This is a genomic window from Clostridium pabulibutyricum (assembly GCF_058242705.1).
In genome coordinates this window covers 646,999-663,808 of record NZ_JBZAYZ010000001.1, presented here as the reverse complement: position 1 = coordinate 663,808, position 16,810 = coordinate 646,999, and the positions used below count along the sequence as shown (strand labels likewise).

General features: G+C 32.7%; 18 protein-coding genes. 4 read left to right on the top strand and 14 right to left on the bottom strand.

What is annotated here, in order from left to right; all coding sequences use genetic code 11:
* Nucleotides 1–321: 321 nt before the first annotated feature.
* Complete coding sequence (gene rbr, locus AC4CVH_RS03315) at nt 322–906, top strand: rubrerythrin (RefSeq protein ID WP_490786291.1); 585 nt, start codon at nt 322–324, stop codon at nt 904–906.
* A 21-nt stretch (nt 907–927) separates the two neighbouring features.
* On the opposite strand, the gene AC4CVH_RS03310 is transcribed toward rbr, so the two are convergent.
* The 5 genes from AC4CVH_RS03310 to AC4CVH_RS03290 form a co-directional block, all read right to left on the bottom strand.
* Complete coding sequence (locus tag AC4CVH_RS03310) at nt 928–2,775, bottom strand: MutS family DNA mismatch repair protein (protein WP_490786290.1); 1,848 nt, start codon at nt 2,773–2,775, stop codon at nt 928–930.
* A 14-nt stretch (nt 2,776–2,789) separates the two neighbouring features.
* Nucleotides 2,790–3,221 (bottom strand): bacteriohemerythrin, encoded by a 432-nt coding sequence (locus tag AC4CVH_RS03305; RefSeq protein ID WP_490786289.1) that lies wholly within the window; start codon nt 3,219–3,221, stop codon nt 2,790–2,792.
* Nucleotides 3,222–3,369: 148 nt separating this feature from the next.
* The gene (locus AC4CVH_RS03300; protein ID WP_490786288.1) at nt 3,370–3,735 is read right to left on the bottom strand and encodes a phage holin family protein; all 366 of its coding nucleotides are present in this window, start codon (nt 3,733–3,735) and stop codon (nt 3,370–3,372) included.
* Between the two features lie 90 nt (nt 3,736–3,825).
* A complete protein-coding gene (locus AC4CVH_RS03295; protein ID WP_490786287.1) occupies nt 3,826–4,380 on the bottom strand; it encodes a rubrerythrin family protein in 555 nt (184 codons plus the stop codon).
* 127 nt (nt 4,381–4,507) lie between these two features.
* Complete coding sequence (locus AC4CVH_RS03290) at nt 4,508–4,708, bottom strand: alpha/beta-type small acid-soluble spore protein (RefSeq protein WP_490786286.1); 201 nt, start codon at nt 4,706–4,708, stop codon at nt 4,508–4,510.
* 201 nt (nt 4,709–4,909) lie between these two features.
* Here AC4CVH_RS03290 and AC4CVH_RS03285 point away from each other — a divergent pair, with 201 nt between their 5' ends.
* The gene (locus tag AC4CVH_RS03285; RefSeq protein ID WP_490786285.1) at nt 4,910–5,749 is read left to right on the top strand and encodes a PHP domain-containing protein; all 840 of its coding nucleotides are present in this window, start codon (nt 4,910–4,912) and stop codon (nt 5,747–5,749) included.
* A gap of 44 nt (nt 5,750–5,793) precedes the next feature.
* On the opposite strand, the gene AC4CVH_RS03280 is transcribed toward AC4CVH_RS03285, so the two are convergent.
* From AC4CVH_RS03280 to hprK, 4 genes are all read right to left on the bottom strand, one after another.
* On the bottom strand, nt 5,794–7,194 hold the full coding sequence (locus tag AC4CVH_RS03280; protein ID WP_490786284.1) for an aminopeptidase: 1,401 nt from the start codon (nt 7,192–7,194) through the stop codon (nt 5,794–5,796).
* A gap of 104 nt (nt 7,195–7,298) precedes the next feature.
* On the bottom strand, nt 7,299–8,243 hold the full coding sequence (locus tag AC4CVH_RS03275) for a magnesium transporter CorA family protein (protein WP_490786314.1): 945 nt from the start codon (nt 8,241–8,243) through the stop codon (nt 7,299–7,301).
* 96 nt (nt 8,244–8,339) lie between these two features.
* Complete coding sequence (locus AC4CVH_RS03270; RefSeq protein ID WP_490786283.1) at nt 8,340–8,885, bottom strand: 5-formyltetrahydrofolate cyclo-ligase; 546 nt, start codon at nt 8,883–8,885, stop codon at nt 8,340–8,342.
* The gene (gene hprK / locus AC4CVH_RS03265; RefSeq protein WP_490786282.1) at nt 8,869–9,810 is read right to left on the bottom strand and encodes an HPr(Ser) kinase/phosphatase; all 942 of its coding nucleotides are present in this window, start codon (nt 9,808–9,810) and stop codon (nt 8,869–8,871) included. The genes AC4CVH_RS03270 and hprK overlap by 17 nt, the downstream gene beginning before the upstream one ends.
* 376 nt (nt 9,811–10,186) lie before the next feature.
* On the opposite strand from hprK, the gene AC4CVH_RS03260 reads away from it, so the two are divergent.
* Nucleotides 10,187–10,357 (top strand): Spo0E family sporulation regulatory protein-aspartic acid phosphatase, encoded by a 171-nt coding sequence (locus AC4CVH_RS03260; RefSeq protein WP_490786281.1) that lies wholly within the window; start codon nt 10,187–10,189, stop codon nt 10,355–10,357.
* 63 nt (nt 10,358–10,420) lie between these two features.
* Here the strand turns inward: AC4CVH_RS03260 and helD are convergent, their stop codons facing one another.
* On the bottom strand, nt 10,421–12,706 hold the full coding sequence (gene helD / locus AC4CVH_RS03255; RefSeq protein WP_490786280.1) for an RNA polymerase recycling motor HelD: 2,286 nt from the start codon (nt 12,704–12,706) through the stop codon (nt 10,421–10,423).
* Between the two features lie 146 nt (nt 12,707–12,852).
* Between helD and def the strand changes: the two genes are divergently transcribed.
* Nucleotides 12,853–13,323 carry a peptide deformylase gene (gene def, locus AC4CVH_RS03250; protein WP_490786279.1) on the top strand — a complete coding sequence of 157 codons (471 nt, stop codon included), beginning with the start codon at nt 12,853–12,855 and terminating at the stop codon, nt 13,321–13,323.
* On the opposite strand, the gene AC4CVH_RS03245 is transcribed toward def, so the two are convergent.
* The 4 genes from AC4CVH_RS03245 to AC4CVH_RS03230 all read right to left on the bottom strand — a co-directional run bounded on the left by AC4CVH_RS03245 (nt 13,320) and on the right by AC4CVH_RS03230 (nt 16,776).
* Nucleotides 13,320–13,628 carry a hypothetical protein gene (locus tag AC4CVH_RS03245; RefSeq protein WP_490786278.1) on the bottom strand — a complete coding sequence of 103 codons (309 nt, stop codon included), beginning with the start codon at nt 13,626–13,628 and terminating at the stop codon, nt 13,320–13,322. The two genes, def and AC4CVH_RS03245, sit on opposite strands and share 4 nt — an antisense overlap.
* The gene (locus tag AC4CVH_RS03240) at nt 13,609–15,333 is read right to left on the bottom strand and encodes a B12-binding domain-containing radical SAM protein (RefSeq protein WP_490786277.1); all 1,725 of its coding nucleotides are present in this window, start codon (nt 15,331–15,333) and stop codon (nt 13,609–13,611) included. Before AC4CVH_RS03240 ends, AC4CVH_RS03245 begins: the two co-directional genes overlap by 20 nt.
* 89 nt (nt 15,334–15,422) lie before the next feature.
* On the bottom strand, nt 15,423–15,974 hold the full coding sequence (locus tag AC4CVH_RS03235; protein WP_490786276.1) for a class I SAM-dependent methyltransferase: 552 nt from the start codon (nt 15,972–15,974) through the stop codon (nt 15,423–15,425).
* Between the two features lie 97 nt (nt 15,975–16,071).
* Complete coding sequence (locus AC4CVH_RS03230; RefSeq protein WP_490786275.1) at nt 16,072–16,776, bottom strand: zinc dependent phospholipase C family protein; 705 nt, start codon at nt 16,774–16,776, stop codon at nt 16,072–16,074.
* Between the last annotated feature and the right edge of the window lie 34 nt (nt 16,777–16,810).

The window sequence follows — 16,810 nt, the reverse complement described above, 5'->3', positions numbered from 1 at the left end:
TCCATGGAAACAGGCTTCATTTGAACGTTACTGTAATAAGCAAGTTCATAGACAAAAAGAAAAGATAGCATAAAAAACTTACGAAATTATTTTTTAAAAATTAATTGTTTCTAAGGTTTGTTTGCCATACCTTAAATTAATAGCATCAAAACAATAAAGCACCAGCAAAAAACTGGTGCTAATAATTAAAACTTTTTGGGACATTTTCAAAAATGCTTGACACAAAAAAATTATCAAACAAGAAGGATTTACAAAATACTTATTGAATTTATATATATAGTTGTACTATACTATAAAAAACATTATTTAGGAGGTTATTTTATGGGATCTTTAAAAGGCACTAAAACTGCAGAAAATTTAATGAAAGCTTTTGCTGGTGAATCACAAGCCAGAAACAGATACACCTTCTATGCTTCTGCCGCAAAAAAAGAAGGTTATGTTCAGATTTCAAATATATTTATAGAAACTGCAAATAATGAAAAGGAACATGCAAAAAGATTTTTTAAGTTTGCAAATGAGGATCTGTGCATGGAAGCAGTCGAAATAACAGCTTCATATCCAGTAGCACTTGGTGATACAAAAACAAACTTAAAAGCAGCTGCAAATGGTGAAAATGAAGAATGGAGTCAACTCTATCCTGAATTTGCAAAGGTGGCAGATGAAGAAGGTTTCCCTGCTATAGCATCAGTCTTTAGGAAAATTGCAGAAGTTGAAAAACATCACGAAGAAAGATACAGAACATTACTTAAAAATATTGAAGAAGGAAAAGTTTTCAGCAAAGATACAGTGTATAAATGGAAATGCAATAACTGTGGATACATATATGAGGGAACCTCCGCACCTAAATTATGTCCAGCCTGTGCCCATCCACAATCATACTTTGAACTTCTCTCAGACAATTTCTAATAAAATACCAAGCAGGGAGAATTATTCTCCCTGCTTATCCTTTAAATTATCAGGCACATCTATTCCTGCCATTTTCATAAGGTAAAGTGCATTTCTAGTTTTTGAAACACCTCTTCTTATTTTATAGTCAAAATGAAGCTTATTATTTTCATAATACTCCTTAAAATGATAATTTTTAATATCTGAACCGCCGCTATCCTCCATATCACATAATTCAAGATCATGTGTAGACACCATACCGCATGAATTGAAGTCCTTTAATTCGTTTATCAGTATCTTTGCTCCAAGGTGCCTGTCAAAAGAATTTGTGCCTTTAAATATTTCGTCCAAAAGGAAAAATATACTTTCACCTTTTCCTGCAGCCTCTACAATTGACTTTATTCTTAAAATTTCTCCATAAAAGGAAGACACATTCTCATCAAGATTGTCACTTATTCTCATGCAAGTATAAATTTTCATTATTGAACATGAAAAATGCTCTGCAAACACACGCGTACCAGCATAAGCAAGCATTAAATTCACGCCTGCTGTCCTCAAAAAAGTACTTTTACCAGACATATTAGAACCGGTTATCATAAGTACCTTTGATCCTTTACCTATGTAAAGATCATTATGCACAGCCTTTCCCCTTATAAGTGGATGAGCCATTGATACTGCCTCTACAGTCAATGGTTTTTCCATGATTTTCGGCAGACACCAATCCCTGTGATCAAAATTAACAACTGCAAGACTGCACAAAGCTTCAATTTTCGCAGCCGTACTAATCCATTCCTGAACACTTGCTCCATTCTCAGTTTTCCATTTTTCAAGTGAAAACATACACTGGTAATCCCACAGGAAAAATATATTTAAAAGAATATACATCATATTCTTTCTTTCCGCAATATTCCTTGCTATTTTTGCAAGTTCAGTCATTGGAATAAATTTACGTTTTGCACACCTTTTAGTATTGTAAATTTCCAACAGTTCGTTTAAGAGTTTGGATGAAAATTTTTTTCTGTATATCATGTTTATAATATTCTCATAAGAACTTATATTTTCCTTCAGCATAAAAAGTATACCGAGGCTTTCAGCCCTGTTCCCAAAATCAAAGGATAAAATGAGTATAGCTATAAGAATAGCACTATATCCTGCATAGTTGGGAAGCATCTTTAAAAAAAACGATAAAACTATAACAATCCATATGACTGGAGGTATAACTTTAAAAAGTGTAATAATATATCTGTTTGTGTAAACTTTTTTTTGTGGTACATTGAGCAGCTTTAGAAGTTTTTCTATTTCATCATGCTGTACATCACCTGCAAAATCAGCTTCACATTCAAGTCTCTGCCTGAAATTTATTTCCTTTGAAAGCTCTTCAACAGCTTCCTGCCTGTTCATTATGTTCTCCCGGCTATTGTGATACTTTTCTCTTGTCAGTATATTATTTAACTCTTCCTGTGCAAAATGTGTACTGCATGTATTTATCCACTGAAACACAGAACCCCTGCCAACCGCATCAAGATCAAAGCTATATCTATGTTCTTTGTCTAAAAATTCTTTACCGTCATTCTCAAAATTTATCCATTCTCCATTGCACCTTTTAATGGACTTATAATTTATGCTTATGAGTTTTTTCGTAAATTCAAGATTATACTTGAATTTACCGTGAACTTTTACAAGAAATATAAACACAATTGCAAACATGACTACACAGCTCATGCTTAAGTAAATATAATCATATTCATAAAACAAAATTGCTGCCACTGCAAACAATATGAATACGCAAAATCTCATAGTACTCACTTTTTTTATCGAACTACTCTGTCTTGCTGCAAGTGATTTTAGATGTGATTCCCTCACTTTATAAATATTTTCAACATTATACATAATCAGCTACCCGCTTAACCGTTCTTTAATATTTTAGACGGCTTAAGTTCTTCAAAATAATCCTTTAATTTAAGATCCATTCCTAAAATGTGCTGGCTTATCCAGTTGTATACAAAATCAAGTATTTTCAGTACCTCTTCTTGAGGATTTTCCTCTATCTTATCCACATCAAGATTTTCGATGGTATCTATAAACTTATCATGAACCATCTTCTGCTGTTTATATCCTGGATAAGAATACAACTGCATAAGTCTTTCCTCATCTTCAAAATGATAAATAGTATAATCTCTTAGTGCATCAATATTATCAAGTATATTGTCAATACAAATAACATTGTCCTCGCCTTTAATCGAATCATATATTGATCTGCCTATCTCAAACAGTCTTTTGTGCTCGTCATCTATTCTTTTTATTCCACAACTATATTTATCTTTCCATTCAAACATTTAATATTACCTCTATTCAGTTTATATTTCATAATTTATACAATAGATTATATCATACTTATGAATAAACTAAAAAGCGGGTATTACATGCTTTCAATATATAATACCCGCTTTTCTGTAATATTATTGTTTTTTCGACAAATACGTTCTACATAACACCACTAGGCATTATAGCATCAAGTACTCCTATAACAAGTGCCGATAAAATAGCTCCCATTACAGATACCCTCATATTTGGAACTATGAACTGAGTTATATATATTATAATGGCTGCAATTACGAATCCCTTCAGTCCTTTTCCGAAAGGTGATGCATCGACTCCCATGAATTTCTCCACAAAAAAGTCTATTGCACTTATTACTACTGCTGCTGCAAGATATGACCACAAACCGACTATACTAAAGCCAGGCGTTAAAAATGATGTTATTGCCAGTATGATCATTGTAATTATTAGCCTTATAATATATCTCCCTACAGAAGACTTTTCACTATTATTGCTGTTTGTATCATTCACAGTAATCACTCCTTAAAACATTGATTTTAGATTTAATAACTATTACCTATACATTAGCTTTACCTAAATCCAAAAAATTATTTATAAATTTTAGAATTCTTTAAAAATGTTTTTTGATGCACCACATATTGGACACTTTTCCGGTACATCTCCGCTTACTGTGAATCCACAGACAGGACATATATATATTCGTGAAGAATCAGTATCTTTTCCGTTTTCTACAGCCTTTTGTGCCTTTTTAAAAAGTTTTGCATGCTCTTTTTCCGCATTCATTGCAAAATAAAAAGATCTCTCTGCTTCCTTCTCCTTCTGAAACCTTGCAGTTTCAAGATATACAGGATACATCTGATCCACTTCATGCATTTCTCCATTAAATGCACCTTCAAGATTTTCAGCAGTATTTGTAATTCCAAATACACCTCCTGCAGTTGCAGTACTATCTCCTATCTGGTCACCAAGAACATTAAAATGATTTTTTGCATGAACCCACTCTGCATCTGAAATCGCATAAAAAAGTCTGGATATATTCGGAAAGCCGTCCTTTTTGGCAGCCTCACCCCAAATTAAATATCTCATATGTGCCATACTTTCTCCCGAATAGGCAGAACGTAAAAAATCCGCCGTCATTGCATTTTTCAATGACATAACTATCACCTCATTAAACTTTATAATTTAAATTACCCCGATGAGTAAATACAAAAACCAAAGTTTAAATGCATTTACTTATCGAGGTTATTTCCATCAGCTGTTTAAATCCATATATTTACAAAAGTTATTTCAATCCCTGTTCATAAGACTGTATCATTTTCTTAACCATATTTCCACCAATAGAACCTGCTTCTCTTGCTGTAATATCGCCATTGTATCCCTCTTTCAAATTTACACCAACTTCTTTTGCAGACTCCATTTTAAACCTGTTCAAAGCTTCTTTTGCCTGAGGTACAAGTACCTTGTTTCCTCTGCTGTTTGACATAAATAATCCCTCCTAATTTTTTTAGTGACTTATTTTTTGCCTTGCATTATAAGTTTGGTCTTTTTTTTATTAATTACTCTATGAAATTACATGAAATTGTCCTACTTTATAGAGCAATTGTAAAATTCAAATAAAATTTGCATCGTTTCTGCAAAATAGTATAATAAGTACATCAGATACTTTAGCAGGCAGGTGATTTTATTGTATAAAAAAGGTGATTTTCACTGTCACTCAAATGCTTCTGATGGGAAACTATCGCCGGCAGAAGTGGTAAATCTTGCAAAGGCTCAGGGACTCGACATCATGTCACTTACAGATCATGATACAGTATCAGGACTTTCGGAGGCCGTCCTTCAAGGTTCAACAATAGGAATAAAAGTTGTACCTGGAATAGAACTGTCAACTTTATACAAAGGTAGAAGTATTCATATACTCGGCTATTTTAAAGATTTAGAAAGCATAAGCTTGAAATTTAAAAATTTTCTCAAGGAAATGAGTGCTTTTCGAAGAGAAAGGGCAAAAAAAATAATAGAAAATTTATATAACTTTTTCGGCATACGCCTTGACTTCGAAAAAGTTGCCAGAGACACGAAAGGCATAATTGCAAGACCTCATATTGCAAAATCCATAATAAATGAAGGTTACAATTACACATTCAACGATATATTTTCACGTTTCATAGGTGATGACTGTCCTGCTTATGTGCCAAACAAAAAGCTTGATACAATAAGCGGAATTGAGCTTCTCAAATCAACAAAGGCCATGTCAGTATTTGCACATCCCGTCCTTGTAAAAGGACCAAACATACAAGATCTCATAAGTATGCCTTTTGACGGAATAGAGGCAATTTATCCTGCAAATACTCAGGATGACACACTCAGGTTATTAAACTTTGCAAATGAATATCACAAAATTGTATCTGCCGGCTCCGATTTTCATGGAATTGATGAAAATGACTCGAAGCATGGTATATATCCAGGACAAGTATATCTTGAAGAAGATAAAATCGAAATATTTCTAAACAAGCTAAATTCTATTTAAAAAAAATATGTGGATGAACATTCATCCACATATTTTTCATTCTGTTAAATTCTCTCCAAAAATGCAGTATACGCTTTTACCGCCTCGTATATATCGGCCTTGCTTGCCACTTCCCATGGAGCATGCATATTGTGAAGTGCTATTCCGCAGTCTATAACTTGCATATTGTATTCCGCAAGTATATATGCTATGGTTCCTCCACCGCCCTGATCAACCTTCCCAAGCTCCGAAGTCTGCCATGAAACATCGCAATCATCCATTATTTTTCTTATCTCGGCTATAAATTCAGGATTCGCATCATTACATCCTGATTTGCCCCTTGCTCCAGTATACTTGTTGAACACTACGCCTTTTCCAAAATAGGCTGCATTGTTCTTATCCATAGTTGAAGGATAGTTCGGATCAAAGGCGGCACTTACATCTGAAGACAGCATCTTTGAATTTGTGAGAGCTCTCCTTAACTTGAGTCCGCTGTACTCTCCAATAAGTTCTATTACCTCGGCAACTGCATTTTCAAAAAAGCGGGAGTGCATTCCCGTAGCCCCCACGCTTCCTATTTCCTCTTTATCAACCAGAAGCGTAACACACGTCTTGTCAGGTTTTTCAACATTCATCATTGCATCAAAGGATGTATATGCACATATTTTATCATCATGTCCATAAGCCATAACCATACTTCTATCTATTCCATAATCCCTGGCTTTTCCTGCTGGAACCACTTCAAATTCGGATGATACAAAATCTTCTTCTTTCATGTTATACTTTTCATTTAATATCTCGAGTATGTTTTCTTTCACTCTGTTTTTCATATCTTTGTCTTTTACAGGTATACTGCCTACAAGGATGTTCATATCTTCACCCTCAACCACTTTTGATGCTTTTTTGTTCATCTGTTCTCCTGCAAGATGTATTAAAAGATCAGATACCCCAACTACAGGGTCATCATCATTTTCACCTATTACCACATTTATTTTTGTTCCATTTTTCTTGACCACAACCCCATGAATTGCAAGTGGGAGTGTAACCCATTGGTACTTCTTTATTCCACCATAATAATGAGTATCAAACATTGCAAGATCCGTATCTTCATAAAGAGGATTTTGCTTAAGATCAAGTCTTGGCGAATCTACATGTGCTCCGAGTATTCTCATACCTTCTTCTATGTTTTCCGATCCTATTACAAAAAGAGCTAGGGTTTTATCCTTATTATTTGCATAAACCTTATCTCCCGGCTTTAATCGCGATTCATTTTTTATAAGTTCTTCGATATTTTTGTATCCATTTGACTCTGCTCTTTTTATGAATTCCCTTGTGCATTCCCTTTCTGTTTTACAATTTGACATAAATTTTTTATACTCGTCGGCAAGCTTAAATACTTTTTTCAGATTATCTTTGGAATATTTATCCCAGGCATAATCATATTTTTTTTGCAAATTTTTTGACATGTTCATCTCTCCTCGTATAATTTATATAAACCATTGGATTAAAAACATAAATCATATATTTCAGTTATATTATACCAAACATTAAAATTACTTTCCAACAGGTCCTAAATCCACTTGTTTTTCCTAAATACAACTATTAAAATAAATGCGGTAACAACCATGAGTATGATTACATAATGGCATCCATTTTCCATTTCTACAAATGGAATGCCCTTTAAATTCATGCCATACATACTTGTTATTAGATTAAGAGGCATAAATATACTGGTTACAACAGTAAATATCTTCATAAGTTCATTTGTCTTGTTTGCCACTTCCGATTCGAATGCTTCTCTCACCATTGCAAGATCCTGTACAAGGCTTTCAAGAGACAGCATAAGTTTTTCTATCTTCTTGCTTATTCCTATAAAATATTTCAAATTTTCTCGGCTTATTATGAAATTATCATTCATAACAAGACTATCACCTATGTGCCTGAGTGGATTTATGTACTTGCGAACCTTATACACCTGCCTTCTCAGTGTTATAAGATTATTAAGCTGTTCTTTTCTTGGATCTCTCAGTATATTTATTTCTATTTCATCCACCTTTGCCTCGAGCTTTGATATTATTTCATAATTTCTTATTATTATCCTGTCAAAGATATAGTAAAAAAGTATATCCGGCTGGCGTCTGTCTTTAAGTATAAAACAATTTCTGGAACTTTTTATATCATCAATCAGTTGATTTAAAATATCTATACTACCCCTACAAATTGTTATTATATACTTTTTTGTTAAAAATATGTATACTTCTTTTGAAACAACTATCCCATGAGGATAGGTAAGTACATTTAAAAGTATGAATATATAATCATTAAAAAAACTTACCTTTGGTGATTTAGAAAAGTTTTTACAGTCATCTATGCTTTCATCATCAATATCTATAAACTTTCCGATCTCTCCAATCTCATCTCCATCTGCAATAATCCAGTAATATTTGTCATCCCTTATGTCTTCACAAACTACATTTATAAAATTATTAATATCTATTACTTTCAAAAAAAACACCACCAGTACAGCTGTATCAGTAAAATACACAATTGTAATTATTTTGTTCAAAAATTACAATTATTACTCATTTCCAGCCTAATCCGGTGGCATACATCAATTTGTAATTATTTTATCTACACGCAAATCATGCTTCTCCATTGGAACTTTGCAAACAACTTGAAAATCGTAACACAATCCAACTGTTATACTGTCTTGCCTAAGATTTTTTAAAAATCTGTCGTAATAACCGCCTCCGTACCCTATTCTGCCTCCAAATTTATCAAAAACCGCCCCAGGCACAAAGCAAAGGTCTATATCTTGAAGTTCAACTATACTATCTGTATTTTTAGGCTCAAGTATATTGAATTTTCCATGAACAAGATCTTCAATTTTTTTTATTTCAACTGCTTTCATAATACCCGGTCCTACTACTTTTGGAACACATACTCGCTTTTTTGAAGAAAGTGAAAATTTTATTATATTCTGTGTGTCAACTTCACTTTTATAGCTCACAAATATGAATATACAGCCGGCACCTCTGTACTCTTGACTTTCCAATACCTTTTCAAACACAATATCGTCAAGCCTTTTTCTAGACAATACATCATATCCATCCCTCAAAGCTAAAAAACTTTTTCTCATCTCACTCTTCTCGTTCATCTTTTATATCATTCCTTTTATCCTCAACCTGTTTTATTCTTTCACTTATTATATCTACCGGAGTCACTTTTGAAATCAAGCTGTATCTGAAATTAGCAGCTGCAGCTTCTATTATTACTGCAAGATTCCTCCCAGGCCTTATAGGCAGAGTAAGTTTCCTTATCTTTACATTCAATATTTCAACATATTCTTTGTCAATGCCGAGTCTGTCATAATTTTGCTCCTCTTTCCACTGTTCAATGTATATAACAAGATTAATGGTCTTTCTCTTAAGTACAGAACTCAACCCGTAAAGTGCAGGTATGTCTATTATGCCCATGCCTCTCACTTCTATCATACCTGAGGTTATATATGGAGAAGATCCATGAAGTTCACTATCTATTTCCTTTATATCAACTGCATCATCTGCAACAAGTCTGTGTCCTCTCTTTATAAGTTCAAGTGCAGTTTCACTTTTCCCTATTCCGCTCTCACCTGTTATGAGTATTCCAACTCCGTACACATCCACAAGTACTCCGTGAAGTCTTGTTTCCGGGGCCAAATTGTAATCTAAGTAATTCATAAGTTTGTTTACAAATCTTGTAGATATCATGTCAGTCCTCAAAACCCATCTTTTATATTCCCTGGCACTGTATAAAAGCTCTTTATGAGGCTCAAGATTTCTTGTTATTATCGTACATGGATTGTAGAACTCAAAATATTTTCTAAGCCTTTTTTCACGCAAATCCGTTTGCATTGCATCCAAAAAACTCCACTCCGCTTTTCCAACAACCTGTACTCTTTGATTCGCAAAGTAATTGTAAAATCCGCTGAATTGAAGTCCCGGCCTATTTATATCACTTACATTTATATCATTTATTTTGTCTCCCTTGTTAATTACCTCTAAATTTAGATCTTCTATCATCTTTTTTACAGTTACTCCCATAATTATCCCCCTAATTTAATCTTTCCCGATATGCACTGTCTATATATGCTACACTACACTTTTTTGATTTCATATATTATAACACAAAAGTTCAAAAAATACGTTATATGTTTTACTTTATAAAATATTACAAAAAGTTTTTGACAATATTTTATTTTTTTGACTTTTCACATACTCTTCTATATCAATATATAAAGACACATTTTATGGTTTTCCACATTTTTTCCACAGAATAGTCCACACCTTATCTACAGAGATTATGTTTATTCTTGTAGTAATGTGTACATTATTGACTTACAAAATTTGTGTTTAATCTTATATTATCTGTTAAAATATAATTAGATATTAAATAAATTTTAATTACGAGGTAATTGTTATGGATAATAATTTGAAAAACATAGAGACTGAAATATTCAAATTAAAAGATATGTTATATAAACTTATCAGAGAAAACAACCTTACGGACACAAGCGTAGTGAAATGCAGTAAAAAACTGGACGAGCTTATTCTGCAATATCACCGGAGACAGATGTCTACTAGCTCTTGACTTTTCTAAATCTCCGTCAAACGCAGTTTCCAATAACTTCATAAAAACCCGGGCAAAACTGTGTCAATTCAACATTTCACAAATCTTACTTGAATAAAACACATACTCAAAGTGAAGCGCCCTTGTGAGAATTACATACAAAATTCTTTGATCAAGTCGTGTTTTCTTATAATTTTCTTCGTTACAATTGTAAATCACACTGCAATCGAATTCAAGACCCTTAGTCATATATGAAGGTATTATTATAAAATCAAGTTTAATATCCTTATCATTTTCCTTTACAAGCGTCCATTTATGGCTGCTGTATTTTCTAAGATAATCTCTTATTTTCCTACATTGATTATAATCTTTTCCTATTACAGCTATGCTCTTTTTATTGCTTTTTAATACATAATCTACAACATTATCAAGTTTTTCTCCAAATTCCCTGTTTGTATTGAAATTAATAATCTCAGGTTCTTTTCCGTGTCTCAATATGGGAACTGCGGGATTTAAATTGCTTTTTTGAAATTTTAATACTTTGTTTGCAAATTCCATTATTTCCACAGTAGATCTATAACTTTTTCTAAGCTCTACATATTTAAAAGTATCACCAAACACATCCTTAATCAAATCCTGCCAGTTGTTTATTCCTTTATAGCAGTATATTCCCTGTCCTATATCTCCGACTATAGTCATTGAAGTATTCGTCGTAATTTCCTTCATTACACAATACTGAAGTTCACTGTAATCCTGAGCCTCATCTACTACAACATGTTTGTATTTAAATTTTTCAGGTACCCCTTCGATCTTGAACTTCAAATATACAAGACACCCAAGATCATCACTGTCAATCAAACCATCCTCAATGTTTTTTTCATATTCAGATTTCATATATTGCCATAACTTTTTACTTATATCGCCTCGTGTTATTTTAAAAAACAATTCTTCATCATTTAAAAATTCACTGTATTTAGTTCTCGAGTCAATTTTGTTCCAGTTTTTAAAATATTCCTCGAAACACTTCTTTGCAGAAACCTCAAGCTTCTTCTTTTTTTCATCTCTCTCATCATATATGTCTGAAAGCTTTTTTCTTCTTTCTTTTGAATCATCCATTACTTTCTTAACTCTTGCTGCATTATACTCATAGGTAAAATCAATTTTGCCAAGAATATTTTTTATTTTATCATCTATTTTAAGTTTAAAATATCTTTCTATCTCTTCTTTTCTCCTCTTTATAGGAAAATTCGTCATATCTTTCAAGTAAAGTCTTTTTATTTCCTCTTTTCCAAACAAAATATAATTTTCAACTTTTATATCATCTATATCTGAATCTTTGTTTTCCAAATACTCTACATACTCATCCAAAAAACGCTTATATTCAATGCTTCCCCTAAGTCCTGCGCTCTCAACAATAAGCGATTTTTCATCTGAGTCCCCAACTATGAGAGACAGCTTTTTGTCTTTAGTAATTATCTTAAATTTTATGTTTATTATATCTCTGCACAATTGTTCAAATGTTATCTGATTTACATTGTTTACTCCGAGATCCGGCAGTACCTCGGATATATAATCCAAAAAAAGCCTGTTTGGTGCTATAACTAAAATATCTCTTCCAGATATCTTGTCTTTATACTTGTAAAGCAAATAAGCAAGCCTGTGAAGCGCCACTGTAGTCTTACCCGATCCAGCAGACCCCTGAACTATAAGAGCAGTATTTTTCTCAGTTCTTATTACATCATTTTGTTCCTTCTGTATTGTGGCAACTACATCTTTAAGCTTAGTACTTACACTTCCCTCAAGGTTCAGCTTCAAGAATTCATCCATAAGTTCATTTCCATCTTGTGTTGAGGACCTAAGTATTATGTTGTTTATTCCATCATCAAAAGCATCTTTAAGTTCTCCATCTCTTACAAGAAACTTTCTCTTAAGATTAAGCTTTCCACTTATAATTCCTGAAGGCGCACTATAAAATGCATCACCAAAAGTACCACTATAATACAAATCCGCAAGTGGTGATCTCCAGTCTATTACAACCTCTTCTCCATTTTCCATATCTCCAAGTCCAAATTTTCCTATATAAAATGTTTCCTCATCTCTTTTATATTCCCTGAAATCTATCCTCCCAAAATAAGGATTAGCCTGACTTTCCATATATTTTTCAAGACCCTGATGCGTTATATTGTATAGCTTCTTTTTAGTTTCAAGTTCATCATTATATTTTCCTTTAAACTGTTTCTTTAGACTGTCTATCTCCGCTTTGAGCCTGCAATCTTCCTGGGTTATATCTGTAATTTGACCTTTTATCCATTTTTCCGTATCTTCAAGATGTTTTTTCTCCCTATCCATGTCTTCATCTTTTATGGTCATAACCCCGCTCCTCCCTTTCACACTTATACAAGTCTAAATTTTATATTTAACAGACACATATGTCAAGGGTTCAAAAAATGCCACATATGATTTGATTGAAAATACAGATGAATGTTATAATTTATATAGGAAGGGAGGTACACAGCTTGGCAGTAAAAGAAGTATTAAAATATGGAAATAAAACTTTAAAAAGGGTCAGCCGCAGGGTATTTGACATAGACGATTCAATTCGCGAAACGGCTAAGGACCTTAAAGACACCTTGAATCAGGATCCAGGTGGTATAGGCCTTTCGGCTCCCCAAATAGGAATACTAAAGAGAATTATACTAATAGATTTGAAAGAAGAGAATTTCAAACCCATAATTCTTATAAATCCAAAGATAATAAAAAAAGTTGGAAAAGAAAAAAGTATCGAAGGCTGTTTAAGTTATCCTGGCTATGAAGGCATTGTAATAAGGCCTAAAAGAGTAACTGCAACCGGATTAGACCTTGATGGAAAAGAAACCTCCTATGAAGCAGACGGGCTGCTTGCAAAAGCTTTCTGTCACGAAATAGACCATCTTGATGGAATACTTTATATGGAAAGAGCAAAAAAACTCTACAAACTTACAAACTAAAGATATTTTACAGAAATTCCTTTCACAGAAAATACAACTCCTATAAGAGGGAGCTGTATTTTTTTATATATCATAACATCCTCTTCTACCTCAAGACCATTTTCTATAAGAACATCCACACCCTTGTATGTTCTCAACTGGTATCCTCTATATTTCTTTGGAAAATCTTCTACAAACCTCACACATATTTCTCTAACATCCATTGAACAGCATCCTCCCGATGCTGAAATTGTATCTACTACAAATCCACCTTTATTTTCAAGTGCATATTCCAATGCCTTATCCTCAATTATAAACACGTTCATCTCCCTTTCCATCCAAAACTACAGTCTTAATACTTTCACCATAAAATATAACATATTCCTCTTTTTTTACTGCTGTATTTTCTTCTCTTAATTTATCTACGTCAATAAAAAACTTTTCAATATGATAATCTTCATTTATGTCTATTTCACCAGATTTTATCTTGTCTCTTATAAATTTTTCCTCGCTCTTTACTTTGTTTTGAAACAAAAATTCTGGAAGCCACCTTTTTTTGTTGAATTTCAAATAATCATATTTTATTATTTCCCGGAGCAAATAACTATCCTGCCTCATGAATTTCTGATTGAATTCCAGAAATACCTCATAGTATTTTGACGCTGAAAGACTTTTTTTGAAATATCCACTATCGTAAAAAAATCCTCCAAGCTCTTTGTAAAAATCAAAAGGCGTATTAAACTTATTTACAAAGTAACTTATAATGTGTGAAAATTTTCCTGAATTATAATATTTGTCAACCATCTTATCCACTCTTTTTAAAATTCTCAATTCTCCATACATAATGGAGTCGGTCTTAAGCACCTCATAAGGTGGATACGGCGAATACACTATACCCCATCTGTCTGCATTCTTTTTCATTGATGAACCTTTAAGCACCTTTAAAAATCCAAGTTGTATAACAGATGGAGATATACTGTATACATCATTAAAAGATTTTCTGAATGATTCAAAATTTTCTCCTGGAAGACCAGCTATAAGATCCAAATGCTGACTTATGTTATTCGGCTCTGCGACCTTGCGAACCTTTTCTCTAATACAAGAAAATTCAACATTTCTACTTATATTCGAAAGCACCTCTGAATTGGTGGTTTGTACACCAACTTCAAGCTGTATCCTTCCTTTAGGTGCACTATTCAATATTTTTATCTCCTCATTGGTTAAAATATCCGCAGAAATTTCAAAATGAAAGGTGGCATCTGTATCCTTGTCTATTATAAATTTCCAAAGTTCAACGGCAAATTTGCTATTGCAGTTAAACGTCCTGTCAACAAACTTTATAAGTTTAAATCCTTTTTCAATTAAAAAATTCAGTTCCCTTTTAACCCTCTCCATATTTAAAAATCTAACCCCGCCTGTTGTTGAAGATAGACAATAGCTACATTTAAACGGGCATCCCCGGCTAGTTTCATAGTATATTATCTTGTTTTTCAAATCATCACATTTCTCATAGGGAAATACGAGTTCATTCATGTCCACCTCAGGTCTTGCTTCATTCATAACAATGCTGCCGTCATTGTCCCTAAAACAAAGACCCTTTATATTTTGAAGCTTTAACATATGTTCATTCAACTTGCATTTTCTGAATTTAATTTCCTCCTGAATTAATTCACTGTACGTTTTTTCACCTTCGCCATATATTACATAATTTCCGCAACTTTTCTTCAAAAATTTTATAGGCTCATAGGAAACCTCCGGTCCCCCATAGCATATTCTCACTTGAGGTGCTACAAGTTTTATAAGTCTCGCAACTTCAATTGAAAAATCCACATTCCATATATAACAGGAAAACCCTACAAAATCCGGATTTTCTTCCATTATTTCTTCAAGTATTCTTTCCTTTCTGTCATTTATTGAAAATTCCTTTAAAATACATTCATATTCTAAATTACCGGTAAATGCCTTTAAATATCTTATAGCCAGATTACTGTGAATAAATTTTGCATTTATGCCTACAAGTACAACTTTCATATATTTTCTCCTCGTTATGTCATTTTTAAACCAATATACATATTTATTTTACCTCACCTTGGCGCTAAAAAACAGTATCATGACACAATCTATGTTTCCTCGCTGACTGAAACTTCTTTAAGTGACTCACTGTTATTTGCTATATTCATCGCTTCTATATGATACATATTTTCGGTGAAGTTGTACTCCTTTATCTCAAAATACTTTTTAATCATATTAAAAACAATTTCCTTTGAAACATTCTGAACAGCATTTATATTTCTTATCTTTATAATTCTGAGTTTCTTACCCGGCATAAGTATTTTTATATTTCCTATAAACAATTTGCCCGGCTTTTTATCTATATCCCATATATAAAGCATGCCCCCATGTCTCAAATACTTGTGAACACACTCTATCACGGACCTTCTCTTAGATTTTGACCATATTGAGCTCAAAGAAAACATAAGTATACATACATCGTAACTTGATTCCTTTATATTTTTTTCCTCTTCCTCCCCATTTATGTACTCAAGATTTATGTCATGATTAAATTCCTTGTATATATTGTAGACTATCCCGCTGTTCTTCAGGCCTATGTCAAGAAGATTTCCTCTAAATATTTCATTTTCCATGTTTATAAAAATTTCCTTTTTAATCATCAAACTCCCCCTAATCGGTATTTTCCATAATAAGTAAATGACCCATATATGATAAATTCTCTAAAATAAAAAAAAATCCTTCAAATGAATGAAGAATTTAAAACAGCTTAATTTTATCGTAATAATCAAGCATGAAACCTGCAGTTGTTCTCTCGGCCTCCTTGATTATGGTTGATGCAATATTCCAATACCTTTCCTCTCTGGATCTTATGCTGGAATTTTTTATATAGGTACTGTTGGCCATTATTGCATTGTTCTTTATATAATCTTCAATAGTGTCATATCTAACAAGATTGTCTACTGCAGTAAATGAATAATCGGACATCAGTTTACTTATAATCCACATTTCAAATCTTCTGTGACTTTTTAAAAGATTATTATTCACATGTTGTGGAACTGTAACATCCTGAACAAGATGACAGGCTGCTCCGAAATAAAACATGGATTTATCAATATCATCTTTTTCCAAAAATAAAATTGATTTTTTATAATATCGTGTGCATTCTGTAAGAGCATCTGAAAAACCATATAATCCTTTTCCACGACTTACATGATAGAAATGATTCGAACTTTTAAAATCCTGATCAGCCCAACTTACACCTGAGTTTAAACTAAGTATATTTTTTCTAAAATAATCAGCCTCTTCTAAATAACCGTCATTTTTAAGTATTTCAATAGATTTTATCATTATAAACTTATGAACTGTGCAGTTTGTTTTCATTATTTTTTTCTTTAGAGGGTTAACTGCAAAAAACAGTTTTTTTACCGCTCCACCATAAGTTCTCTCGAGTTTTCCTTTCATCTTAAGAATGATTTACCTCTTTTCATTATTAATT